We start from the raw sequence: 24,884 nt of genomic DNA on the forward strand, positions 1-24,884 counted from the left end.
GATCAAATCCGCGCGGTGACCTGAATTTCAATCTTCATCGCATCGTCCAGCAGTCGCGCTTCAAAAACGGTGGCGGCAGGGCGCACCTCGCCCAGCCACTTCTGAAATACCGGCCAGCAAGGCTGGAAGTCATCCCGGTTCGGCAGGATATAGGTAACCCGTGCAATGCGCTCGATACTGCTGCCGGCTTCCTTCAACGCCTGCTCGATATTGGCGAAACACTGGTCTGCCTGCTCGGCTACATCGTCGCTGATACTGTTGGTAGCGTAATTGAAACCGGTGGTGCCGGAGACAAAAACATAGTCGCCATCCACCACTGCGCGGGAGTAACCAATCTTGCTCTCAAACTCCGATCCGCTGGAAATCAGCTTTCTGCTCATTCTGTGTATTCCTTTCGTTGATTGGCTTCCCTGAAACAGATCTGGCCGGTGGCCACCCGCTCGGGCTTTTCTGCTTTGGTTGGCCAGTTTTTTGGCGCGCGGATGATGACACAGGGCAGCGTTTTCTCCTACGGCAAGAGAGCGTCGTCGTTAGCCCCTTTTACTCATGCAATGACACTTTTGGATGGAATGTCACCATATTGCTCGCAGGGCAATCAATGAGGGCCTTAAAAATGATTAAAAGGGGCTATTGAGGCGCCAAACATCCACCGGCATCATTTTCCGCCTGTGACGAAGTGAGATGCGCGTCACAGTTTTTGGGCGACTGCATGGGGGCAGCCCGAAAGGAGAGGTGGGCACAGAGTGATCCAGTCAATGGGTGGTGTCCCGAGTTTTTCAAACGGTTATCGACAAGGGAGCACTCCAGCCGGAGTGAAGGGGAAAGCATGTATAAACAACTCGCACTGGCCATTGCGGTCACTGCACTCACAGCCTGCGGCGGCGGTGGCAGTTCTTCAGACAGCGGAGGCTCCGGTAGCTCGAGCTCAAGCAGTTCAAGCTCAAGCAGTTCGAGCTCCAGTTCCAGTAGCTCGAGCGGTGGTAGTTCCAGCTCCAGTTCCAGCTCTGGATCCAGTAGCGGTGGTACAGGCAGCGCCATTCCCGTTGGCGGTACGGCCGCCAAGGGCATCATCGCCGGTGCACTTGTTGAGGCCTATGGCGCGGACAATACCCTGCTGGGCTCGGCCACCACTGGCGCTGACGGCAGCTATTCCATTGATCTCGCCGATTACACCGGCGCGGTAAAACTGGTACTGAAAAACCCGGCAGACAGTGTCGCTATGGTGACCTGTGATACCGCCGTGTGCCGCACCGCCGGCGACAGCGACGATGACACCGATAAAAATGGCAGCATCGGCTTTGGGGAAAAATACGCACTGGATTACCAGTTGAGCTCGGTGACTTTTGTTGATGCCAGCGCAACCAGTGTTTCCTCCAGTATTACCGCACTGACCACGCTGGTGGCTGAAAAAGCCGGCCCTGCACCCACCCAGGCATCCATCAACGCTGCCAACCAGTTTGTCAAAGACACCTTTGGTCTGGATGCAAACCCGAGCACCATCGCTCCGGTTGACCTGACCAGTGCCACGGAAGCCGGAGAGCAGGAACTGCGTTTCGCCCTGCTGAACGCGGCGGTAGAAGCCGCGGCTTCCGGTGACGTGGCTGCGCAACTTGTTAGCCTCAGTGCCGGCTTCGATGCCAATACCGTTGATGCGGAAGCGGTGAAAGCGATCAGCGCGGCGCTGGAAGAAGTGGCCACTGCCACCAGCGAAAACAACGATAGCCTGGCCGGTGTGGCCGACGCAGCCAGCGCAGCCCAGAGTGACGCCGACGAGGCCGTCGAAGAAAACTGTGGCGATCGCGCCAGCTGTACCCCACCGGTAGAAGTAGACACCGAACTGGCGGATAACCTGCAGGCGGCAAAAAATCTGATTGCTACCGCGCGTAAAGTTTCTATCGAAGCGGTTGAAGCTATCGCATCAGAACTGGACGACACTGCCGACACTTACAACCAGGATAACCTGGTTGTACAGATGGAAGGCGCGGCAGAAATCCTGGCCGAAGCGAATGGTGAGAACCTGGAAGCCTTCTCTCTCGCCGCGGGTATTCTCACCGTGCAGCTTCTGGACAACTTCGAAAACGATGCGGATTACGCCGCGACACTTGCCGACGCTGCCGAGGTATCTTTCGGCGATGCGGAGTGCGAAGGTGATGCCACCTGTGAATCGGAGTTTGAGCAAGCCAAGGATGCCTATCTCGCCCAATTCCAGGCGGGCACCATCGCCTTGGTTGATCGCACCCTGAGCCTCACTGGCGGTAAAATCGCACTCAGTGATAGTGAGGGTGTTGTCGATGTCGATATTGACATTACCCTGCCCGAAATTCAGTACTCCGAAGCAGAGGAAATGCGCTATCTCGCCGAAGGGACACACGCACTCGCCATTAACGGCACCGCAGTTTCTGGTGACGCAACACTGACCGTTGCCGAAGGTTCCCAGGCGGCAGTCGTGATTGGTGAAGATGTATTTGAACAGCTGGAAGCGGCACCGAAAGTTGAGCAATTGTCTTTGCAGCTGACGGCCAGCATTGAAAATGCGGAGTACGCGTTTGAGGGGGGCATCGAAGCCGTAGTGGCGCGGTCTGAAGCAATGTTCGCTTCGATAGACGGCATTGTTGATGCCGGTGAGCAGAACTTTGTAGCCCTGCTGCCGCAGAAGGTTGCTCTGTCCGGTGAGTTCAAGGAAAAGGCAACCGACAAGCTGCTTAACGCTTCCGTGTCCCTGACCATCGATAACCTTGATGACTTTAGTTACACCCTCGAAGGCTTTGAGCGTGAAGACCTGGCCAGCTACACCTACAACGCCGAAAACAACACTCTGACCCTTGTACATGGTGAAGCCGGAAATCGCGTGACTGTGGTTTACTCCCATCGCTATGAAGAGGCAAACTTCCAGCACTTTATCGATGTAAATTGCAGTGTCGAGGGCGATGCGCAGTGCCCGTGGACTGGCGAGAGCTATGACTTCTGGGGCGTAAACGAGCTGCTTGAGGACGTTACCAGCCAGTTCGAGTGTGAGAATGAACCCGTCTGGGGATACTGGAATTGGGACAGCAACCAGTGTGTTCAAGGCGTTGCTGCTAGCGAGACCAATATCGCTCAGGATATTCGCATCGCGTTTACCGCTGATCACCAGAACCTGATCAACGGCCTGGAAGCAACTGTGCCGTCGGAGGGTGTGTACTCCGCAGGTCCGGAAGACTGGTGGGGTGCAGGCCTGTGGACCACCTCTCTTTTTGCGGATAGTGAGAGTGGCAATCTGATGGCAACCCTGGAAAATGCCGAAATGGACTTCGACGCGGAAGGCCGTTACCTTAAAGCCACCGCCCGTGTTGCTACCACCGGTAAGCTGTCCGCCAACCTGCCCACCATGGATGTGGAGCTGGTTGTGAAGCGCACCGGTTATACCGTGGGTGACGTGGTGCTGGCTCTGGCCTGGGGTTCCGATCAACTGCGTATCGAACTTGATCTGGCCGACAACGAGCCGAAAAACATCGTCATGAGCGACGGTGAAGGTGCAGCCTTTATGCTGGAGTTTGCCGAGTTCGAAAGCGATGATCTCGTGCGCGGGCACATCATCAAAGACGGTACCGTCTACGGAACTGTCAGCAAAGAAAACGATATTTACCTGATCACCTGGATCGACAATGCGATTGAAACTCTGCTCTAAGCAGGGAGATATTCGCAGAAATGGATCGGGCCACCACTGGTGGCCCTTTCTGTTTCTGGGGTTGATGAATGTGCCGCTACAGTCAGTCGCACTACCCAGCCCGGAAGTCTCTCTCGATTTTTCCAGCCGTACCGTCAGTGAAGCGCTGCCCATCAGCGAATTTGCCGGCAAATGGAAGCAGGCCCCGGGCCGCGGCGAGAATTCCTGGACCAGAAATCGCCTGGATACCGGTGTCTGGCTTGGGGACTGGGGGCTGTCTTACACGGTCCGCTACGACTACCAGTTGACCTATAACCGCGCCACGGCCGATCTCTACTATCGCGACGAACAGGACCTCACTCCGCCTGAGGGTGCGGTGCCGGTATATCTGAACGCGCTGCAACTACTGGCCGACGGTATTCGCCTGAAGCGTCGCTGGAGTCTCGACAGCGGCCTGTTCTTTCAGGCGGATGTCAGCCTGCTGAAAGCGCGGGAATTCCAGGACGGCACTATCGATGGGCTGTTGAGCAGCGACGAGCATTTTTTTGCCGGTAATGCGTCTCTGGACTACCGCTATTCCGAAGATTTGTTGCTCGCGCACGATTTCGAAAAGCCCGAAGGTGAGGGGCTTACCCTGGATCTGGTGGCCGGGTACCAGAACAACCAGCGCAAAATGTTTGTGCGGGTGGAGGATGCCTACAGCCTGATTCGCTGGGAGCGGGCACCCTATACCTACGGTAAATTCGATACCGCCGACCGCGATGTAGAAGACGAGGTGCAGCTCGCCCCGGTATTTTCCGGTTGGCGTGAACTCGAGGACCATGAGTTCACCATGCCGGTGTACGCCACTGGCCGCTACGTCGAGCAGATGAGCGGCTATCAGCTTTCACTGGACGTAGAGTATTTCGCCGACAGGGTGCGCTACCGCCCGGGAATCCGCTGGGGCAATTTACCCGGCAATCCGTATGTGGGTGTGGACGGTGAGGAGGGCCAATGGCTGTTCGCCCTGAGTGACGACAGTGCCCGGTTCAAATTCCAGTTGGGTTTTGACAACCCCAGCCTGGACAAATCCCACAGTCTGACCATGGCCGTGGCCTGGTCGGCGCAGTTGTAATTCTGCGCTCCAACGAAAAAACGCCCGCAGTATTGGCTGCGGGCGTTTTGAATGATAAATGTAAATCTCAACTCGGCTATATAAAACCCTAAATAGCGATGTCATTTGGGTATGAATCGGATGTGGGCTCTAGAATTTTTTGCCGATAAACAGAGTTGTAGCTTGAGAATCTCCCTTATCGATGGCATATAACATATGCTCCAGTCCAACTTGCCAGCTGGACAAGTTCATCACTATTATGGCTCCATAATTTTCCTGAAATCCGGAATCGTTTCCTCCGGCTTCTTGTGTGGAGTCATAACTGGATTCGGAAATAATTTCGCCCGAGTTAAATTCGATATCATAGCTCGTCCCGTAAGAGCGAAGGTGATGTCCCCAGAGGGCATCCCAATATTGGTATCCAAGCTTCAGCCCTGCAAATACCGGGCGTGTGGAGTCTGTGGTGATAGTTGCCGATAATCCGAGTGACTTCAAGTCAATGTTGGTGTGTTGTTCTGCTTGACCTCTCGATGCGTAATAGCCATCGTTAAAATATTCTTCCTCGCTATGACTGCCTTTGAAATCTGACAGATCTGCATATCGAAGGTCAACAGATAAATGCCTGTTCACGATATACCCAAATTCTAGGGTGTACGTATTGGCGGTTTCTGATTCATCATGCGGATATAGTCGATACTGGAATTTATCGGCAGTCGGAATTTGAGCTTCACCATATCCAAGACGGAAATGAAAGTCTCCGGCTATGGTATTGCTGCATATGGTGGATATTGCGAGGGATATAAGTAAGGTGCTTTTCCATTTCTGCATTTTTTTAAATTCCTTTTAGGTATATTTTCAATTATCAGAGATGGATGATTTTCTGTAAAGAACGCTTTTCACAAATCGAAACTGCAGTTTCTTGGTAAAGTGAGAGAGGCAGGGTGAGTTCAGCGTGCCATACCTGAGAATACGCAAGGTGAGGTTCGGAACTTCTTCCGCTATTCGAGATGGTGAAAGTGTGAATGCGAGTGCTTGGGAGCACCCGCATTTCAAAGGTTAATTGCTGGGGAAGGAGAATTGTGCTCCCTCGCGCACACCGCTGGAAGGCCAGCGCTGGGTGATGGTTTTGCGCTTGGTGTAGAAGCGCACACCGTCCGGGCCATAAGTGCCGAGGTCACCGAACAGGGAGCGTTTCCAACCGCCGAAGCTGTGGTAGGCCACGGGTACGGGCAGGGGAACGTTGATACCGACCATGCCTACCAGAATATTGTCACTGAAGTAGCGCGCCGCTTCGCCATCGCGGGTAAAGATGCAGGTGCCGTTGCCGTACTCGTGATCGTTGATCATCTGCATGGCCTGCTCCATGGAGTCCGCGCGCACCACCAGCAGTACCGGACCGAAGATTTCCTCTTCGTAACAGGTCATGCCCGCTTTCACGTTATCGATCAGGGTGCCGCCGACAAAGAAGCCACTTTCAAATCCGGCGACTTTCGGGTTGCGGCCGTCCACCACAATGGTGGCGCCCTGCTCGGCGGCACTAGCGATATAGCCGTTGACCTTGTTCATGTGCGCCTCGGTGATGACCGGGCCAAAGTCGTTGCTGCTGTCGCTGTAGGCGCCCACTTTCAGTTCCTGCATGGCGGCGGACATCTTGTCGATAAACGTATCCGCCGCTTCGTCGCCCACACAAACCGCTACCGACAGGGCCATACAGCGCTCGCCAGAGGAGCCAAAGGCCGCACCGGTCAGTGCCGCGACGGCATTGTCCATATCCGCATCCGGCATGATGATCGCGTGGTTTTTGGCTCCGCCCAGCGCCTGGCAGCGTTTACCGTGCGCGGTGGCGGTTGCGTAGACGTATTCGGCAATGGGGGTGGAGCCCACAAAGCTGACCGCTTGCACGCGCGGATCCGTAAGCAGTGTATCCACGGCGACCTTATCGCCATTGACCACATTGAATACGCCGTCCGGCAGGCCGGCTTCCTGCAGCAGTTGTGCCAGCAGCAGGGAGCAGGAAGGGTCGCGTTCGGAAGGTTTCAGTACGAAGGTGTTGCCGCACACAATGGCCAGCGGGAACATCCACAGGGGTACCATGGCAGGGAAGTTGAACGGGGTAATACCGGCAACCACGCCCAGCGGCTGCATCTCGCTCCAGGAGTCGATATCCGGGCCCACATTGCGGCTGTGTTCACCCTTCAGCATCTGCGGCGCGCCGCAGGCAAATTCCACATTGTCGATTCCGCGGGTCAGTTCGCCCATGGCGTCGTGAGAAATTTTGCCGTGCTCTTCGCCGATCAGCGCGCAGATTTTTTCCGCATTGTCTTCCAGTAATTGCCTGAACTTGAACATGATGCGCGCGCGCTTGGCGGGCTGGGTGTTGCGCCAGCTTTTATAGGCTTCGCCCGCGGCGGCAATGGCTTCTTCCACGGTGGCCTTGCCGGCAATCGCAACTTGTTTGGATACGGCGCCGGTGGCCGGGTTGAATACGTCCTGGGTGCGCTCGGCGGCGTCGGTGGTACTGCCGTTAATAAAATGGCCTACGGTGTTCATGTTGTTTCCTCTCGAAAATATTTAATTGTTTTGTTCCCGTCATCCCGGACTTGATCCGGGATCCAGCGCTGCGAAGCTGGATAGTGCCGCGCCCACTGGATGCCGGATCAAGTCCGGCATGACGAACCGGGTCACCCCGGACTCGATCCGGGATCCAGCGCTGCGAAGCTGGATGGTGCCGCGCCCACTGGATGCCGGATCAAGTCCGGCATGACGAACCGGGTCATCCCGGACTCGATCCGGGATCCGGTGCAACGAAGCTGGATAGTGCCGCGCTTACTGGATGCCGGATCAGGTCCGGCATGACGATGGTTGTTAACCGGCGGCGACTTCATTGATTGCATCGCCAAGCGCACTTACCAGCGTATCCACTCCCTCCGCCTCCGCCACAAATGGCAGGCCCAGCTGGATGGTGTCACCACCGTAGCGCACGTAAAAGCCTTTCTCCCACATTTTCATTGCGATCTGGTACGGGCGTAGCAGCGGTTCGCCCGGCGCCGCTTCGATAGTGAGGCCCGCGGCCACACCGCAGTTGCGGATATCGGAAATCAGCGGTGTGCCCTTCAGCTGGTGCACCCGGTCTTCCAGAATCACTGCCAGCTCCGCTGCGCGGTTGAACAGGTTTTCATTTTCCAGAATGTCCAGTGACGCCAGCGCCGCAGCGCAGGACACCGGATGGGCGGAATAGGTATAGCCGTGGGGCAATTCCAGCAGGTACTCCGGGCCACCCTGATCCATAAAGGTGTCGTAGATTTCCTGCCTGGCGATCACCGCGCCCATGGGCACTGCGCCGTTGGTGAGTTGTTTGGCGGTGTTGAGGATATCCGGGGTTACCCCGAACGCCTCCGCACCGGTGGCCGCACCCATGCGGCCGAAGGCGGTGATCACCTCATCGAAAATCAGCAGGATGTTGTGCTGGTCGCAGATCTCGCGCAGGCGTTGCAGGTAGCCCACCGGTGGCGGCAGCACGCCGGCGGAGCCGGCCATGGGTTCCACAATCACCGCGGCGATATTGGAGGCGTCGTGCAGGGCGATCATTTCCAGCAGTTCGTCCGCCAGGTGCGCACCTTCTTCCGGCATGCCTTTGCAGAACTTGTTCTGTGGCAGCACCGTGTGGGGCAGGTGGTCGGCGTCTACCGCGGTGCCGTACAGGGCCCGATTGGCGCCGATACCGCCGACGCTGATGCCGCCAAAGTTCACCCCGTGGTAGCCCTTGGCGCGGCCGATCAGTTTGGTCTTGGAGGGCATGCCCTTTTTGCGCCAGTAGGCGCGGGCAATCTTCAGGGAGGTTTCCGCCGACTCGGAACCGGAGCCGGTGAAGAACACCCGGTTCAGTCCTTGCGGCATAAACTGGGTGATGCGCTCCGCCAGCTGGAATGCCTTGGGGTGACCGAACTGGAAGGCCGGTGCGTAATCCAGAGTACGCAACTGCTCACTTACCGCATCGGCAATTTCCACCCGGTTGTGCCCGGCACCACAGGTCCACAGGCCGGACAGTCCATCGAAAATCCGGCGTCCATCGGCGTCGGTGTAGTAGCAGCCCTCCGCCCCGGTGATGATCCGCGGGTCCTGCTTGAACTGGCGGTTGCCCGTGTAGGGCATCCAGTAGGCATCCAGCTGAGACTGGTTTAGCCCGGCAAACTTGTCGCTCACTCTTATTCTCCATTTGGCCGGGTATCCGGCGCGATTGACCGATGGGTTGCGACAAATGTAGAAGAGCTTTAATGTTTCATAAACTGCTGTTTATCGATGTTTGGTTTCATAAAACTGAAACTAATGCTCCCTCTTTGTAGGAGCCCGGAGAGTTGTCCCAATGGCCCGCAAACAAACCGCCCTGCTGGGCCAGCTCAGCGATATCGACCTGCGCCTGTTGAGGGTGTTTCGCGCGGTGGCCGAGGCCGGCGGTTTCTCGGCCGCCGAGCTGGAATTGAATGTGGGGCGCTCCACCATCAGCCGGCATATCAAGGACCTGGAGGTGCGTCTCGGGGTCACCCTGTGCCAGCGGGGGCGTGGCGGCTTTGCCCTGACCAGCGAGGGGCGCCAGATTTATCAGGCTACCCTGCGTTTGCTGGGATCCCTGGATACCTTCCGCGGCGAGGTGGCGGACGTCCACCGGCGCATGACCGGGCACATCTCACTCGCCCTGTTCGACAAAATAGTGACCAATCCTGCCGCCCGCATCAGTGCGGCCCTGCGGCGCTTTGACGACCTGGCGCCAGAGGTGAGCCTGGATATCCATATCGAGCCGATCAATGAAATCGAGCGCGGAGTAATGGAGGGGCGCTTCCAGCTCGGCGTGGTACCCGCACACCGCACCTCGCCAAGCCTCGAGTACCAGCATCTGTTTTACGAGCAGATGTACCTTTATTGCGGCTACCGCCACCCGCTGTTTGGCACCGCGGATATTTCCATCGACGACGATGCCATTCGCGAGAGTAAATACGCCGGCCTCGGCTACCACTCGCCGAATATGGAAGTGGGCAACCGGTTGGGATTGGAGCGGGACATCACCGTCAATGACCAGGAAGCCATCGTTCACTGCCTGCAGACCGGGCGCTATATCGGTTACCTGCCGGACCACTATGCGGAGACGTTTTTGAAAAAGGGCGAGATCCGCGCAATCCACCCGCAGCGCTACCAGTACGAATGTGATTTCGTCGCGATCCAGCGGCTCTCGCCGCGGCCTTCACGAATCGTGCAAACCCTGTGGGATTGTCTGGCGGAAGCGCATGCTCACTGAGTGATACCGAGAAGGCAGTATTTCTAACAGCTGGCCATTTCTGACGATGTAATACTGGCAGCATCGTACCGCCGTATCGTTCTCCGGGCAGCCCGGATGATAATATGCCCGCCCAGAGCAAGGATGAGAGGGAAGGTAGATGCAGGACGTTTTTATCACCGGCAGCGGCAGTTTCCTGCCCGGTGTACCGCTGGACAACCGCGAAATGGAATCGCGCATCGGGTTTCTGGGCGAGCACAGTCGCAAGCTCAAGGCGCTGACCCTGCGCCAGAACGGCATCCGCCATCGCCACTACGCCCTGGACGCTGAGGGCACCCCACTATTTACCAATGCCGAGATGGCTGCGCGTGCTGTGGAAGCTGCCTGTGATGCGGCGCGCCGGGACCCTGTACAGTTGCAGTATCTCGCCTGCGGCACTACCCAGGCTGATTTGCTGGTACCGGGTATCGGCAGTGCGGTGCATGGAGAACTGGGCGGTAGCAGCATGGAAATTAGCTCGCACCAGAGTGTCTGCGGCAGCAGCATGATGGCGATCAAATCCGCCTGGTTGAACATCCGCGCCGGCCAGCATCGTATTGCCGCCGCCAGTGGCAGTGAATTTTCCAGCCGCTGGTTTCAGCCTGATTTTTACCGCGCCATCGACTTCACCTCCATGAGCACGCATCAGGCAATGCAGTACGAGTTTCTGCGCTGGACCCTGTCCGACGGCGCCGGCGCGCTGGTGATGGAGGCCGAGCCGGACCCGCAGCGCCCCAGTTTGAAAATAGATTGGATCGAACAGAAATCGTTTGCCGATCGTTTCCCCACTTGTATGTACGCAGGCGCCCGCAGCAATGGTATGGAAGATTGCCGACCCTGGGCGCACTATGGTTCTCCCGGTATCGCCTATGACCAGGGCGCCATCGTGTTGCGACAGGATTTCGAACTGCTGGATCAGATGTTTCCGGTCTGGATGGGGTACTTTCTCGAAGTGCTGGACAAGCACCGACTGTCGCCGGGGGATATCCGCTATTTTCTGCCGCATTACTCCGCGCGCGCACTGGGTGAAAAAATGAAAACATTGCTCACCCATTCTGCCGCCATGATTCCCGAGGAACGTTGGCGCAACCACCAGCAGGAGGTAGGTAACGTGGGTTCCGCGTCTATTTTCCTGTTAATTGACCGGTTGCTGCGGGAGGAGAAGCTGGAACGCGGCGATCGCATACTCTGTTTTGTGCCGGAGAGTGGCCGCTGCCTGGCGTCGTTTATGTGTCTGACCGCGGTGTAATGGAGAATAAAATGGAAGTTCTTGAAAACGAGCCGGCATTGATCATTCGCGAGCTGGGAAAAATCTGGGCGGATTTCGAGGGGCGCCTGGTCAAGGTGCCGATTGTTGCCCGCGCCCTGCGGGGCGCACTGCGACTGGAGGACTACCGGCTGCTGGTGCACGACCACTACCAACAGGTGCTGGATGGATCCCGCTGGATTGCCTGTGCGGTATCCTCCATCGGCCGGGAACATCTGGAGTTGCGCTCACGCTTTCTCGAGCATGCGCGCACTGAGCATCGCGACTATGAAATGCTGCAGCGGGATTACCAGGCCGTGGGCGGAGATGTAGCGACGTTGCGCAGCGGCAAGCAGAATATTGGTTCCCGAGCCCTGTCCGCATGGATGTTCCAGCGCGCAGGCAGCGCCGATCCGCTGGATCTGCTCGGCGCCATGTTTATTATCGAGGGGCTGGGCAAGCACTTTGCCGGGCTTTTTGCCCGTGCCTTGCAGCAACATCTGCAACTCGAACCTCATCAAGTCTCTTTTTATCGATACCACGCCGAGCACGACGAGGACCACCTGCAGGAATTGCAGGAAGTGCTGGAATCCGGTGTCCTGAAGGTCGACGGACTGGCGGGGCGGATACTGGAAACGGCGCGCGTGACCGGACGCCTTTATCTGCTGCAGCTGGAAGAGCTGGGCCACTATTAAAAGTCCGCGAATAAAAGACCAGGGTGAGTCGGCCACTATTCAAAGATTGCGGTTAATCAGGGAGAAACCATGAGCTGGAACAGCGACTTCGCACAGGAACGCATCGACCGGAGCGACCCCAACCCCTGGCTGGCACTCTACCTGGATCGCAGCCTGCCTATCCACGAGCCGGCCAAAAAGGCGCTGCTGGCCGGCAACAATACCTGGTCGCGACGCCTGCTGTTACCGGTGGTGCGGCCACTGGCGCGGCTCAGCATCGTACTGGTGCAGCTGTTGCGAATAGTGATTCCGGAGCGCTGGAACTCATCCCGGCTGTTGCACAAAACCATATACTGGGGGCTCAAGTATTTTGTTCGCGGCGATGCCAACTATCTGATATTGCGTCACTTCAATATCGGCACCGAACTGCTGCAGTTTATTGCGGACAATGTCGGCGACGTGCGCATTGAAAGTACCCGCCCGCTGCGTCCGAAGAATTTGCGGGATCTGCTTGACGATACATTCCTGATTCACGATCTGAATATCTACAATTTTATCGCCGAGTTGAATGAACAGCTGCGCCGTGACAATCGCGATATCGGCGCAGCCGAGCGGTTGGACTTTTCCGCAATTACCGATGGCGAATTCGATCTGCAACCGGGGGGGAATCACGCCACCAATGTGCTGGATCTGCAGACCGCTATCGAGATGTACACGCCACTGTATGCGCTGTTCCTTTCCGATCACGATTTCTGGCGCGCGAGTAACTCCCTGCAGCTGGACGAAACCATCTCGATCTATATCGGCAAGTTGCTGAACGATGGTATGGCCCTGTCTCTGGTCAGCAATCGCCACCCTATGGTGCCGCACTCCACACTGCAGGCGGGGTTCCGGCTGATGCTGCACGGGCTGGATGCGGAGCTGCTGCACGGATACCTGCGCAGTCTGAAACGGGCTGCGCTACCGCAAGCGGATGCCGTGGCACTGGAAAGCGAAGCCTGAAAAGGTTGGCAGTTACCGATAGACAGTGACCGATAGACAGTGACCGATAGATGGCTGCCAACGCATCACCCTGTACATTCAATCTCTTCCCATAAGCGGATACACGTGAGTTCTGAGAAAAATACTTCACCGGCAGATTCCACCTCGACCCTGAGTGCGCGGCAAATGCTCGTTGCACTCTGGCAATTCATGCGCCCCCACAAGGCGGTACTGCTGGGGGCGGCGATTGCGCTGGTGTTTACCGCTCTCGTGACCCTGTCCATCGGGCAGGGTGTGCGCCAACTGGTGGATCAGGGATTGTCCGGCAGCTCCAGCGAGGCCCTGACCCAGGCGGTTCTGGTATTGCTGGTGCTGGCGGGTCTGATGGCGCTGGGCACCTATGCACGCCACTACCTGATTTCATGGCTGGGTGAACGCGTAGTGGCGGACCTGCGCAAAGCGGTGTTCGATCATATCGTGACGCTGCATCCCAGCTATTTCGAGACCAATCGCAGCGGCGAGATCATGTCTCGTCTCACCACCGACACCACAATGCTACAGCACATTATCGGGACTTCGTTTTCGATGGCGCTGCGCAGTGCGCTGATGTTTGTCGGTGCGTTGGTTCTGTTGCTGATCACCAACCTGAAATTGAGCCTGATGGTACTCGTCGGTGTGCCCGCTGTGCTGCTGCCGATTGTTTTGTACGGGCGGCGGGTGCGGAAACTCTCCAAGGCCAGCCAGGATTCCATCGCCGATGTGGGCAGTTACGCCGGGGAAATCATCCAGAACATTAAAACGGTGCAGAGTTACACCCGCGAAAACTATGAGAAGCAGGCGTTTGCCGGAGAAGTGGAAGCTGCATTTGATGTTGCCCGGCGGCGAATACGCCAGCGTTCACTGCTGATTGCAGTGGTCATACTGCTGATGTTTGGCGCGGTCAGTGCGCTGCTGTGGGTGGGTGGCAACGACATGATCGCCGGGCGCATGACGAGCGGTGATCTGGCCGCATTTGTGTTTTATGCCTTCCTGATGGGGTCTGCGGTGGCGACCATTTCCGAGGTGTACGGTGAGCTGCAGCGGGCCACCGGCGCCACCGAGCGGCTGATGGACCTGCTGGGTGTCGAGTCTGATATTCCCGCCCCGGCAGATAATGACGCTAACGCCGCGGCCCTGATCAGGGCCCAACCACAATCCCCGGATCAATCCCAAAATCAATCCCCGGCCCAGGTCGATCCCCGGTACGACCTGCCCGCGCAGATCGATTTCGAAGCCGTTGAATTCAATTATCCGTCGCGCCCGGATCAGCCGGCCCTGCACCAGTTGAGCCTGCATGTGGCGGCGGGCAAAAGTCTGGCGCTGGTGGGTCCCTCCGGTGCGGGAAAATCCACAGTCCTGGAATTGCTGCAGCGGTTTTATGACCCACAGGGCGGGCGCATTACCCTGGATGGCGTGGATATTCGCGCGCTGGACACCGGCACCCTGCGCAGGCAAATAGCCGTTGTGCCGCAACAGCCCGCGCTGTTTACCGCCGATGTCTGGTACAACATCCGCTACGGCAAACCGGATGCTACTGAGGCCGAGGTCATTGCCGCCGCCAAAGCCGCCCATGCCCACGAATTTATCGAGCAATTGCCTGAGGGCTACAACAGTCACCTGGGTGAGCAGGGCACACGTCTGTCCGGTGGTCAGAAGCAGCGGCTCGCCATTGCCCGTGCAATTCTGAAAGACCCGAAAATCCTGTTGCTGGATGAGGCAACCAGCGCGCTGGATGCGGAAAGCGAGTACCACGTACAGCAGGCGCTACAGGCGCTGATGAAAAACCGCACCACCATTGTGATTGCCCACCGCCTGGCCACCATCCTGCATTCGGACAGTATTGCCGTTCTCGAGCGCGGGCGGCTGGTCGCGCAGGGCAGTCACCGGGAACTGGTGGCGTCATCGCCACTGTATCAGCGTCTGGCGGAACTGCAGTTTCAAGACGGGGAACCGGGGAGCGGGGAACTCCGTCACGCCAGCGACCACTGAGTTCCGCAGACCCGCATCTGCTACCCTGCTTAACAGGTTATTGCGGCGCGGCGGTGATCGATCGCGCGCCGAGCCGGTTACAAAATCTGAGCGGGGATTTCTGGTGAAAGCATCTGACTTATTCGTGCGCGCGCTTGAAGCGGAGGGCGTGGAATTTGTTTTCGGCATTCCGGGGGAAGAAAACCTCGATCTGTTGGAGTCCCTGCGCGGCTCTAAAATCAAACTGGTGATCGGTCGCCACGAGCAGGCCGCCGGATTTATGGCGGCCACCTACGGCCGCCTGACCGGGAATGCCGGGGTGTGTCTCTCCACCTTGGGCCCCGGTGCCACCAACCTGGTGACGGCCGCCGCTTACGCGCAGCTGGGCGCCATGCCCATGGTAATGGTCACCGGGCAAAAACCCATCAAGAGTTCCAAGCAGGGGCAGTTTCAGATCATCGATATTGTCGACATGATGCAGCCGCTGACCAAGTTCACCAAGGTGATTGTCAGCGGTGACAATGTGCCGGCCCATGTGCGCGAGGCGTTCCGCCACGCGGAAGAGGAGCGCCCCGGTGCGACCCATATCGAGCTGCCGGAAGATATTGCCCGCGAACACTCCACCATGCCGGTGCTGGAACCGAGTTATACCCGCCGGCCCATCGCCGAGGAAAAAGCCGTGTGTCAGGCCGCGCAGGCGATTGCCGCCGCGCGCAAACCCCTGTTGCTGATCGGTGCCGGTGCCAATCGCAAGCTCACCGCGAAAATGCTGCGGGAACTGGTTATGAAACTGGGTATTCCCGTGGTGACCACGCAGATGGGCAAGGGAGTGATCGATGAAGCGAGTGCGCATTTTATTGGCAACACCGCGCTGTCCGATGGCGACTTCGTGCACCGCGCCATCGATCAGGCAGATCTCATCATCAACGTGGGGCACGACGTTGTGGAAAAACCACCGTTTTTTATGCGGCCCGGTGGCCCGGCGGTGGTGCATATCAATTTCAGTTCCGCGCAGGTGGACCCGGTATATTTTCCACAGATCGAGGTGGTGGGGGATATTGCCAACAGTCTTTGGCAGTTGAAGGAAGAGCTGGAGCCCCAGGAGCACTGGAGCTTCGCCGATGCCCACCGTATTCGCAATGCGCTGCAGGCGCATATCCTCGAAGGCGCACAGGATGACGGTTTCCCCATAAACCCCCAGCGGCTGGTGAAAGAGGTGCGCGAAGCCGTACCCGAAGACGGCATCATCGCGCTCGATAACGGCATGTACAAAATCTGGTTTGCGCGCAACTATCAGGCGCACGAACCGAATACGGTTTTACTCGACAATGCGCTGGCCACCATGGGGGCAGGGCTGCCCTCGGCCATGGCTGCAAAGCTGGTGCACCCGGAACGCAAGGTGCTGGCCATCTGTGGCGACGGGGGTTTTATGATGAATTCCCAGGAGCTGGAAACCGCGGTGCGCCTCAAGCTCGATCTGGTCATTCTGGTACTGCGCGACGACGGCTACGGCATGATCAAATGGAAGCAGGCGCAGATGGACTTTCACGATTTCGGACTGGATTTTGGCAACCCGGACTTTGTTGCTTACGCGCAGGCTTACGGTGCTTCGGGTCATCGCATAGAGAAAACCGCGGAGTTACAGCCCACCATCGAGCAATGTATGCAACGAGGTGGTGTGCACCTGATCGATATTCCGATGGACTACAGCGACAATGACCGGATCCTGAACCGGGAGATTCGCGAGTTGTCTCGCAAGCTTTAACGCAAGTACGTTAACCGCGATCAGCTCTCCTTGTCGGCATCACTGGCAGTATTCGACAGCGATAGTGCCTGCTGGCTCTGCAGTGCGTAGACGCGCTTGAGATTATTCTTTGCCGCAGTATTTCTTTCGTCCAGCGATAGCGCCTGGGTGTAACTCAGCTCCGCCAGTTCCAATTTTCCCTGCTGGCGATACAGGTAGCCCAGGGTATTCCAGAGGATACTGGAGTCCGGTGTCAGCGTGAGCGCTTCACGCAACAGTGGCAGCGCTTCAGAGGTTCGCCCCGCGCGGGCCTTATCCATGGCCAGGTTGTTCAGATAGAGTGACTGCACTTCGGCATCTGCAATCGCCACATGCCGGTGCAGGCTGCGCGGTTCGAAGTTCAGCTCGATAATTTGCGTACTCCAGCCAAATGAAACCTCCGCGTTAATGTGCAGAATGTTCTGCACCAGCACGCGCCCGTCCGCACCGCGGGTCGCCCGCCGCGCCCGGGGCGCCTCCACCCGATTGAAATGTGCCGGCACACCTACTTCCCGCGCCAGAGCCACGATCAATGCAGCGAACGAAATGCAGTTGCCGCGCCGGCTGGCAAACGCCTCTGCCGCGGTTGCGGTGGTGTCCAGGTCGTACTCCAGGTGAAAGCGATCCTGTTTCAGGGTGCGCAGAATCCGCCGGAACCGCTGCTTCGGCGGCAGGCCTGGGCCGATGCCGTCCACAAAGCGTTTCATCTCCGGCGACAGTGCCAGCAGTCCCGGCGCGAGCTCTGAAGCAGGGGCTAGGGGCGTGTCCGATGGCCGCAGCTGATCGAGCTGCGCCAGGACCAGCGCACTGCTGCCCGAACCATCACTGGCCGGCACCGAATAAGGTGCGTTCGCCCTCACACTGTCCGCTGACTGGGGGCCGCTGGCACAGCTGGCCAGCAGCACGCAGGTTAAAATCGCCATCCATTGCATTGGTCAATACTCCTGAAGTTTGGCTTATTGACGCACACAAGTTCTGTGTAGGATGCGCTGTGTCGATAAAAGCGCTGTTTTTGGCGGTGAGTGGAATGGGCCTGTGCCCTGTATCGGTATCGCGAGTATTGGGTAGGGATCAGCGGTGCGGTGAGCGGAGCCACAGGAAGGGTGACTGGGTGTGAAGGTCGGCTTCTATTGATCGCCGCCGTCGATCACCCGGAAGCGATTGCGGCGTGCAGATGCTATTTCAGCGCGCCTGCGTATCTGGCGTTCCAGTTTGATGCGGGCCATCTCCTCATCCGAGGGCCAGCTGTCTGCCTCGGCCAGGGTGTGTCCAATCGCCTGCCAGATACGCGTGGGATCGAGACTGAGTGGGTTCTGGATGATCGGGTAGCGCTGCGCTTCATCGCAGACCTTGAGCCAGCCATGCCGCGGGTGAGAGACATGAATGGTCGCGCGGGTGCCGCTGGAAAAGGCGGAAAGCCGGATAAATGCCTCGTGAATGCATGCGCGCAGGTTGCTCCGCCCCGCGGAAAAGGTGACCGTGTGATCGCGGAAGGTCAACTTGAGCTGATACCACTGGCTGGGAAAATTCATCTGGCCGCCCCGGTAGCGCTAGCGGAAAGATACACACGCAGCACTGCGCACTCTCAGAACGGATTCCTGCTGAAAGCGCTGCTTGTACGTGGTGATGATCTCATCGATGGCGGGTCCTACCTGTGGCTCCTGTTTGTGGATCAGCGACAGAACATGGCTGCCCTCTCGGACAATCTCGCCGTTACCGCTGCGCCATTGTCCCTGCCCGGAAATTACCGTCAGGCCATCGGGAAAATGTGGGGTAACCACCGCGGCAAGAAACTCCGCCCACTGTGCATCTGCAACACGACCACCTGGCCTGTCGGTGCCGAAGTAAAGTAGGTCGTGTATCTGGGCCTGCTCGTCGGGATGGCATGTCATTCTGGTGGGGTGAGTGCAGCCTGTGAGTGTGATCATTAAACCAAACAGAAACCCGGTGCATATCCGCCGACTGGGGGAGGCTGAGAAAATCGTGGATGTATAACCCCGAAACCCCGGGTGCTTGTTCATGGTCAGGTACTTCGTCCGTATAAGTCTGATTTGTTGGCTGAATCAGCAATGAGCAAGTGAATCCGTCACTTCCCTGTTAGATGCTTTTGCCAGATTGGAGCTGCTCCAATCTAGAATGCATTGCTTGCGGTGGAGGGGGGAATGCTATCGCCTTTGCGTTCGGGTACTGAGTAAGCCACCCCGCGGCACTCCAGATAAGAGTAGCAACCGGCAACTGACCCGGTTCCGCAGGCTTCCACAACCAACCCGTTGCCACCGAGGTTTTTGGTGCGAAGTTTCAGGTCTTGTACCAGCTGCGATTTGCTCGCCTTGCGATCATCCAGGCGCCCCTGGCAGTAGCTGGCATCCACGAATCCAAGGGTAGTGGCGTTGTACTGGTCTATCTCGGCAATGGAATACTCGCGCACCAGGCTGGTTTTGATGCGATTTTCCAGGTACGGCTCAAGGCTCGAGTTGAACTGAATACCGCTGCAGCCGGAAAGAATCAGGCTCGCGGTCAACAGAGTCGGAATGGCGAGTTTGTCTGGCATGGCGTGGGCCTCGGGTCATTATTCTTTTTAACCGTGCATCAGCGTAGAGACGCGGATGTCCGTTCGCAACCACTTATATGCAAGATTGGACCCACAGGCGTGGAATAGGTTCGGCGCCATTACCCCATAACAAAAACGGGCCCAATTGGGCCCGTTTTCGCAATCATCGAGATTTACATCGCGAGGATGTTAAACCACTACGATATTCTCAGCCTGAGGACCTTTTTTGCCCTGAGTTACGTTGAACTCTACGGCCTGGCCTTCGGTCAGGGTGCGGAAGCCGGTGCTGGCGATCGCGCTGAAGTGGGCGAAGACGTCCGGACCGGACTGCTGCTCAATAAAACCAAAGCCTTTTGCTTCGTCGAACCACTTAACGGTTCCAGTTACTGTATTTGACATATCAAATTCCTGATGTATGTGAATTCACAAAAAGAGCCTTAAAAAAAGGCGGGTGGTGCTTGGAGTAAAGGCTCTTAAAACGACAGGACGAATAAATACGTCAAGTTCAGCGATAAAACGGTGTTCATAAAAGTCTTTCTTTCTAGCAGCTGACACTTTAGTGGTAGAAAGCTCATCTGTCTATAAATTGTTCGGTATCTTGGCGTCAATCGCCGCAAAAAACCGACTGATGCGGATATTCCGTCTTCCTCCAGGCGCTGCTCAGGCTGCCTGTGCCGCTTCCCGGGCCCGATCGGCCAGGTATTCGTCATAGGTGCCCTGGAAGTCCAGCAGGCGGCGATCTTTGATCTCCAGTACCCGGGTGGCCAGGGATGAGACAAACTGACGGTCGTGACTGACGAAGATCAGGGTGCCCTCGTACTGGGAGAGCGCCTTGTTCAGGGCCTCGATGGACTCCATATCCAGGTGGTTGGTGGGCTCGTCCATGATCAGCACGTTGGTATCCATCATCATCAGCTTGCCAAACAGCAGGCGGTTCTTCTCGCCACCGGAGCAGACCCGCGCTTTCTTGTTGGCGTCGTCGGCGGTAAACAGCAGGCGACCGAGCATACCGCGTACGGTCAGGTCATCGTGCTTGGGCGTGCGCCACTGGGACATCCACTCAAAGATGGTGAGGTCGTTGTCGAAGTCGGCGCTGGCGTCCTGGGGGCAATAGCCGATGGCGGCGTTCTCGGACCATTTCACCACGCCGTTGTTGGCCTGAATCTGGTCGACCAGGCAGCGCAGGAAGGTCGTTTTGCCCACGCCGTTCTCGCCAATGACCGCCAGGCGCGCCCCCGCCTCCAGAATCAACTCGCCACCGGCAAACAGCGGTTCGCCGTCGAAGCCGTGTGCCAGGTCTTCCAGAGTCAGTGCCTGCCGGTGCAGCTTCTTGCATTGCTGGAAGGTGATGTACGGTTTGACCCGACTGGAGGGCTTTACCTCGTCCAGCTTGATCTTCTCCATTTTCTTCGCGCGCGAGCTGGCCTGCTTGGCCTTGGAGGCGTTGGCGGAGAAGCGGTTTACAAAGGATTGCAGTTCTTCCAGTTCCGCGGATTTCTTTGCATTCTCCGCGTGCAGCTGCTCCTGGATCAGGGTGGACGCCGCCACGAAATCTTCATAGTTGCCCGGGAATACCCGCAGCTCGCCGTAATCGATATCCGCCATATGGGTACACACCTGGTTCAGGAAGTGCCGGTCGTGCGAAATGATGATCATGGTGGATTTGCGCTGGTTGAGCACTTCCGCCAGCCAGTGGATGGTGTGGATATCCAGGTTGTTGGTGGGCTCGTCCAGCAGCAGGATGTCCGGATCCGCAAACAGGGCCTGGGCCAGCAGCACACGCAGTTTCCAGCCCGGTGCAACCTGCTTCATCAGGCCAAAGTGCAGAGATTCCTCGATCCCTGCCTCCAGCAGGATTTCCCCTGCGCGGCTCTCAGCGGTATAGCCATCCAGCTCGGCAAACTGCACTTCGAGGTCCGCCACCCGCATGCCGTCTTCCTCGCTCATTTCCGGCAGGGAATAGATCCGGTCGCGCTCCTGCTTGATCGCCCACAGGCGCGTATCACCCATGATCACTGCATCGACTACCGAGTACTCCTCGAACGCGAACTGGTCCTGGCTCAGAATGCCCAGGGTGCACCCCGGTGCCATGGAGACATTGCCGGAAGTCGGCGCCAGCGCTCCGCTCAGGATCTTCATAAAGGTGGACTTGCCACAGCCGTTGGCCCCGATCAGTCCATAGCGGTTGCCGTTGCCAAATTTTGCGGAGATGTTTTCAAACAGCGGCTGGGCACCAAACTGCATGGTGATATTGGCGGTGGTGATCAAGAGTGTCTTCCCGGGGCTTATTGAGGTGAATCGTTTGCAGGCGAATAGTCGGCGGCCTATGCCCTGTGCGGCTAGCCGGCGTCGCCATAATCCAGAGGGATGGCGGGCCGCGCACTATACGGGGCTTGAGGTGGGGTGTCGAGAATATTGTCTGATTATTGAGCAGGCGGACCGCTGTGTGCGGCCCTTTTCAATGGGTGGTTCACTGAGTGGTTCAATGGGAGGTTCAATGGGGGCTCAACGGGTAGATAGCGCCGGTAAATTCGGGGTTCTCTATTTTTTGATACTACCCCAGGGGCTCCCCCAGGGAGTTTTAGCCCGTGGTTTATCAGGTGACTGTGCGGACGGTTTCTTCGGTGCTTTTTCCCGTGTCTTCTTAATGGGAGCCTTCTCTGAAGCCTTTTTCACGCGGCTTTTTGATTTGCCCCCAGCACCGGAATATTGATCTCGGGCTTTGGTGGAAAAGTTGAGGTTGGATTCTGGCAAATCCTTCACCACCGGAAATTCGGCAACCTGCACCCGGTCAATGATCTTACCCAGCCGCCGCTCCACCGCACACAGCCGCTTGAAGTCATCCTTGGAAACCAGTGACACGGCCTCACCGGAGGAGCCGGCGCGGCCGGTGCGACCAATACGGTGGATATATTCGTCGGCATCGTCGGGCATATCGTAGTTGACCACCCGTGCCAGCGCATCAATATCGATGCCGCGTGCGGCAACGCCGGTGGCAATCAAAATACGAATTTCACCGGACTTGAACGCGGCCAGGATTTTACTGCGCGAGGCCTGGCTCTTGCCGCCGTGGATAGACTCCGCCTGAATACCGCGCTTTTCCAGCTGGCTGGCCAGCTTGGCTGCGCCGTGCTGAGTGCGAATAAAGATCAGGGCCTGGTTCCAGTCCCGCGCATTGATCAAATGGCTGAGCAGGGCCGATTTGTTGTGCTTGTCGACGGCCACCAGCCACTGGGCAATCTTCGGTGCACTTTTCTGGTCCCCGGCGATGGCGACCTCAACAGGGTTGTCCACCACGGATTTTGCCAGCGCTCCAACCTGGCTGGACAGCGTGGCGGAAAACAGCAGGCTTTGACGCTGTGCGGGCAGGCGGTCGATGATTTTGTTGAGATCGTCGATGAAGCCCATATCGAGCATTCGGTCGGCCTCATCCAGCACCACCACCTGTAACTCGTCAAAGTAGAGTGCGCGCTGGTACGCCAGGTCCAAAAGGCGCCCTGGTGTGGCGACCACAATTTCCACACCCTCAATCAAACGCTGCCGTTGAGGTTCAAGATCCACCCCACCCACCATCGTCATGGACGCAACGGTCAGATGCTTTCCGTACTGCTGGATATTCTCTTCCACCTGCATGGCCAGCTCACGGGTGGGAACAAGAACCAGTGCGCGGAAGCGTTTGGCCCGCCGCTTGCGCTCGCCACTCAATGCCGCAAGCATCGGCAGTACGAAGGCCGCGGTTTTGCCGGTACCTGTCTGTGCGGTCGCGATAATATCCCGCCCCTTGAGGATGGCGGGGATCGCTTTGCGCTGAATCTCGGTGGGAGTGATATAGCCCTTTTTTTCAAGGGCCTGCAGGATTGGGGTGCCCAATCCTAATGATTGAAAGGTCATCTGGTGTCTCTGCTTGGCGGGGCCGGCGGCCGCGCCGGGAATTGCCGCGCATGGTACCAGCAATGCCCGATCGCGGTATCGAATAATCCCAGCTTAGTCTTTTACGCAAACATACACCGAGTTGGTGGACTCCCCGCTGAGAAACGGGTTGTAGAAAGAGACCACATGGGGCTCCACCGTTTCAAATACCGTTTTCAGCAGGGCGACGAAATCGACTTCCGGCAAATTTTGTGACCACATGGCGAAGACGCCCTTGGGCTTCAGCTGCTTTGCCATCAGAGAAAGGTTTCTAGTGGTATAGAAGCCAGCGTTGTCCGCATTCAGATATTCCGTCGGCGAGTGATCGATATCCAGGAGAATGGCATCAAACTTGCGCCCGGCGCACTCTGGGTCAAATCCTTTCGCCGGGTTGGTAGCCAGATCGAAGAAGCTGCCGTGCACATAGCGATTGCGCTTATCCGCATTGAGTACTTTTCCCAGTGGAACCTTTTCATCCCTGTGCCAGCCAATCACCGTATCCAGGGCATCCACAACAAGCAGCTCGGCAACCCGAGCATCCTGCAGTGCTGCCACCGCGGTATACCCCAGTCCCAGTCCGCCAACCACCACGTCAAGCGCATCGCCCTGGGTTTGCGCCAGGCCAAGCGTCGACAGCGCTTCCTCCGCTTCTACAAACATACTCGACATCAAAAACTCATCGCCGAGCTTCACTTCGTAGATGTCGCGGTCACCCAGCGCCGGAATGCGCCGCCGGCGTAGAGAGATTTCACCCAGAGCTGAGGGCTGGCTATCGATTTCTTCAAATAAGAGTGACATGGTGTAACTGTCCTGCGCGAAAAGTATCGCCGTAATACCTATTAAAAAGGGGTGTTAATGTGGGCGCCCAGAAGATGGTTCAGGTAGGCGGTGCCATCTGCGGAATGCAGCCAGGCTAACGCAACAATATTTGCGGCAACCGTAAGCCAAAAAATCAACCGAAATGGTTGCTTCCTGGTTTTGTGCCGCAGGTACTGCTGTGCCACCAATGCACCGGGCCAACCGCCCACCAGTGCAAAAAGATGCAGACTGTTCTCTTTGGTGCGCCGGCTCCCCCTGCGAGCGGCCAATTTATCCAGAAAATAGATCAGGTAAGTCAGCAGACTCATCCCGACGTAGAGTAAAAGTACCAGGGGAGGAAGCCGGCCAAATAGCGTGGATAACGTGACAAGGCCAAAAAAAGATCCCGCTATCAATAGCGTGCGGAAGGTTCCGGTTTGGAAGTTGCCGTGCTTGCCTTGACTGCGTCGCATGCCTAGAGCGCGTATCGCGCAATATAATGCGCAATATCCATTAGGCGGCACTTGCCGCTGAATTCGAAGCGGACTTTGCCTAGCTCGGAGAAATACAATTCCAGTTCGCTGTCGATGTCCAGTGTGCCGGTGGTTTCCACGGAGTAGGCGATGATGTTTTTATAGGGCAGGGAGGTGAAATCCTTTTTGCTGCCGGTAATGCCCTGTACATTGACCGCAATAATGCGTTTGCTGGTAAATACCACTCCGTCGCGCATGGACTTGAAGGAATCTAGCACTTCCTCGCCATCAATCAGGAGTGGCGTTACTTTCTCTGCAAACCCCGGGTTTTGCTTGAGCTTGAACAGGCTTTTATTGTCAAAATCGATCATGGGCGAGTGGTCGCTGAATTGTCTGGAAAGTTATATGTGATATC

22 protein-coding genes are annotated in these 24,884 nt (G+C 57.3%); 8 read left to right on the forward strand and 14 right to left on the reverse strand.

The features are described 5' to 3' along the window. Positions 1-2 precede the first annotated feature (2 nt). Entirely contained in the window at positions 3-380 is a 378-nt protein-coding gene (locus tag ACXAG1_RS04545) for a RidA family protein (protein WP_406828384.1), read from the reverse strand. A 446-nt stretch (positions 381-826) separates the two neighbouring features. Here ACXAG1_RS04545 and ACXAG1_RS04550 point away from each other — a divergent pair, with 446 nt between their 5' ends. Both ACXAG1_RS04550 and ACXAG1_RS04555 read left to right on the forward strand, forming a co-directional pair. Then, entirely contained in the window at positions 827-3,667 is a 2,841-nt protein-coding gene (locus ACXAG1_RS04550; RefSeq protein ID WP_475119057.1) for a hypothetical protein, read from the forward strand. After that, a complete protein-coding gene (locus tag ACXAG1_RS04555) occupies positions 3,645-4,760 on the forward strand; it encodes a hypothetical protein (RefSeq protein ID WP_475119058.1) in 1,116 nt (371 codons plus the stop codon). The genes ACXAG1_RS04550 and ACXAG1_RS04555 overlap by 23 nt, the downstream gene beginning before the upstream one ends. 129 nt (positions 4,761-4,889) lie before the next feature. On the opposite strand, the gene ACXAG1_RS04560 is transcribed toward ACXAG1_RS04555, so the two are convergent. The 3 genes from ACXAG1_RS04560 to aptA all read right to left on the reverse strand — a co-directional run bounded on the left by ACXAG1_RS04560 (position 4,890) and on the right by aptA (position 8,942). Further along, a complete protein-coding gene (locus tag ACXAG1_RS04560; RefSeq protein WP_475119059.1) occupies positions 4,890-5,567 on the reverse strand; it encodes a hypothetical protein in 678 nt (225 codons plus the stop codon). A 228-nt stretch (positions 5,568-5,795) separates the two neighbouring features. Then, complete coding sequence (locus ACXAG1_RS04565; RefSeq protein WP_475119060.1) at positions 5,796-7,289, reverse strand: CoA-acylating methylmalonate-semialdehyde dehydrogenase; 1,494 nt, start codon at positions 7,287-7,289, stop codon at positions 5,796-5,798. Positions 7,290-7,604: 315 nt separating this feature from the next. Continuing rightward, positions 7,605-8,942, reverse strand: coding sequence for an omega-aminotransferase AptA (aptA, locus tag ACXAG1_RS04570; RefSeq protein ID WP_475119061.1), 1,338 nt, complete (start codon positions 8,940-8,942; stop codon positions 7,605-7,607). Positions 8,943-9,102: 160 nt separating this feature from the next. Between aptA and ACXAG1_RS04575 the strand changes: the two genes are divergently transcribed. The 6 genes from ACXAG1_RS04575 to ACXAG1_RS04600 all read left to right on the forward strand — a co-directional run bounded on the left by ACXAG1_RS04575 (position 9,103) and on the right by ACXAG1_RS04600 (position 16,720). Continuing rightward, complete coding sequence (locus ACXAG1_RS04575; RefSeq protein WP_475119062.1) at positions 9,103-10,029, forward strand: LysR family transcriptional regulator; 927 nt, start codon at positions 9,103-9,105, stop codon at positions 10,027-10,029. 139 nt (positions 10,030-10,168) lie between these two features. Further along, complete coding sequence (locus tag ACXAG1_RS04580) at positions 10,169-11,296, forward strand: 3-oxoacyl-[acyl-carrier-protein] synthase III C-terminal domain-containing protein (protein WP_475119063.1); 1,128 nt, start codon at positions 10,169-10,171, stop codon at positions 11,294-11,296. Between the two features lie 11 nt (positions 11,297-11,307). After that, positions 11,308-11,988, forward strand: coding sequence for an iron-containing redox enzyme family protein (locus ACXAG1_RS04585; RefSeq protein WP_475119064.1), 681 nt, complete (start codon positions 11,308-11,310; stop codon positions 11,986-11,988). Positions 11,989-12,057: 69 nt separating this feature from the next. Beyond that, a complete protein-coding gene (locus ACXAG1_RS04590) occupies positions 12,058-12,969 on the forward strand; it encodes a DUF6999 family protein (RefSeq protein ID WP_475119065.1) in 912 nt (303 codons plus the stop codon). Between the two features lie 165 nt (positions 12,970-13,134). Beyond that, positions 13,135-14,976: an ABC transporter transmembrane domain-containing protein gene (locus ACXAG1_RS04595; RefSeq protein WP_475119340.1), complete on the forward strand. Its 1,842-nt coding sequence runs from the start codon at positions 13,135-13,137 to the stop codon at positions 14,974-14,976. Positions 14,977-15,079: 103 nt separating this feature from the next. After that, positions 15,080-16,720: an acetolactate synthase large subunit gene (locus ACXAG1_RS04600; RefSeq protein WP_475119066.1), complete on the forward strand. Its 1,641-nt coding sequence runs from the start codon at positions 15,080-15,082 to the stop codon at positions 16,718-16,720. A gap of 20 nt (positions 16,721-16,740) precedes the next feature. Here ACXAG1_RS04600 and ACXAG1_RS04605 read toward each other — a convergent pair whose 3' ends face one another. The 10 genes from ACXAG1_RS04605 to ACXAG1_RS04650 form a co-directional block, all read right to left on the reverse strand. Further along, positions 16,741-17,670: a tetratricopeptide repeat protein gene (locus tag ACXAG1_RS04605; RefSeq protein WP_475091682.1), complete on the reverse strand. Its 930-nt coding sequence runs from the start codon at positions 17,668-17,670 to the stop codon at positions 16,741-16,743. A gap of 195 nt (positions 17,671-17,865) precedes the next feature. Next, on the reverse strand, positions 17,866-18,270 hold the full coding sequence (locus tag ACXAG1_RS04610) for a hypothetical protein (RefSeq protein ID WP_475119067.1): 405 nt from the start codon (positions 18,268-18,270) through the stop codon (positions 17,866-17,868). An 18-nt stretch (positions 18,271-18,288) separates the two neighbouring features. Continuing rightward, positions 18,289-18,630 carry a DUF3574 domain-containing protein gene (locus ACXAG1_RS04615; RefSeq protein WP_475119068.1) on the reverse strand — a complete coding sequence of 114 codons (342 nt, stop codon included), beginning with the start codon at positions 18,628-18,630 and terminating at the stop codon, positions 18,289-18,291. A gap of 239 nt (positions 18,631-18,869) precedes the next feature. After that, complete coding sequence (locus ACXAG1_RS04620; RefSeq protein ID WP_475091685.1) at positions 18,870-19,289, reverse strand: hypothetical protein; 420 nt, start codon at positions 19,287-19,289, stop codon at positions 18,870-18,872. A 189-nt stretch (positions 19,290-19,478) separates the two neighbouring features. Further along, on the reverse strand, positions 19,479-19,688 hold the full coding sequence (locus ACXAG1_RS04625) for a cold-shock protein (RefSeq protein WP_043319538.1): 210 nt from the start codon (positions 19,686-19,688) through the stop codon (positions 19,479-19,481). A gap of 261 nt (positions 19,689-19,949) precedes the next feature. Continuing rightward, positions 19,950-21,557: an ABC-F family ATPase gene (locus ACXAG1_RS04630; protein ID WP_475091686.1), complete on the reverse strand. Its 1,608-nt coding sequence runs from the start codon at positions 21,555-21,557 to the stop codon at positions 19,950-19,952. A 273-nt stretch (positions 21,558-21,830) separates the two neighbouring features. Further along, positions 21,831-23,180 (reverse strand): DEAD/DEAH box helicase, encoded by a 1,350-nt coding sequence (locus ACXAG1_RS04635; RefSeq protein ID WP_475119069.1) that lies wholly within the window; start codon positions 23,178-23,180, stop codon positions 21,831-21,833. 93 nt (positions 23,181-23,273) lie between these two features. Next, positions 23,274-23,996: a polyamine aminopropyltransferase gene (locus ACXAG1_RS04640; protein WP_475091688.1), complete on the reverse strand. Its 723-nt coding sequence runs from the start codon at positions 23,994-23,996 to the stop codon at positions 23,274-23,276. Positions 23,997-24,037: 41 nt separating this feature from the next. Continuing rightward, positions 24,038-24,469 (reverse strand): DUF1294 domain-containing protein, encoded by a 432-nt coding sequence (locus ACXAG1_RS04645; protein WP_475119070.1) that lies wholly within the window; start codon positions 24,467-24,469, stop codon positions 24,038-24,040. Positions 24,470-24,471: 2 nt separating this feature from the next. Beyond that, complete coding sequence (locus tag ACXAG1_RS04650) at positions 24,472-24,840, reverse strand: PH domain-containing protein (RefSeq protein WP_475091690.1); 369 nt, start codon at positions 24,838-24,840, stop codon at positions 24,472-24,474. Positions 24,841-24,884 lie beyond the last annotated feature (44 nt).

It is taken from the genome of Microbulbifer sp. ABE4_465 (assembly GCF_056160765.1).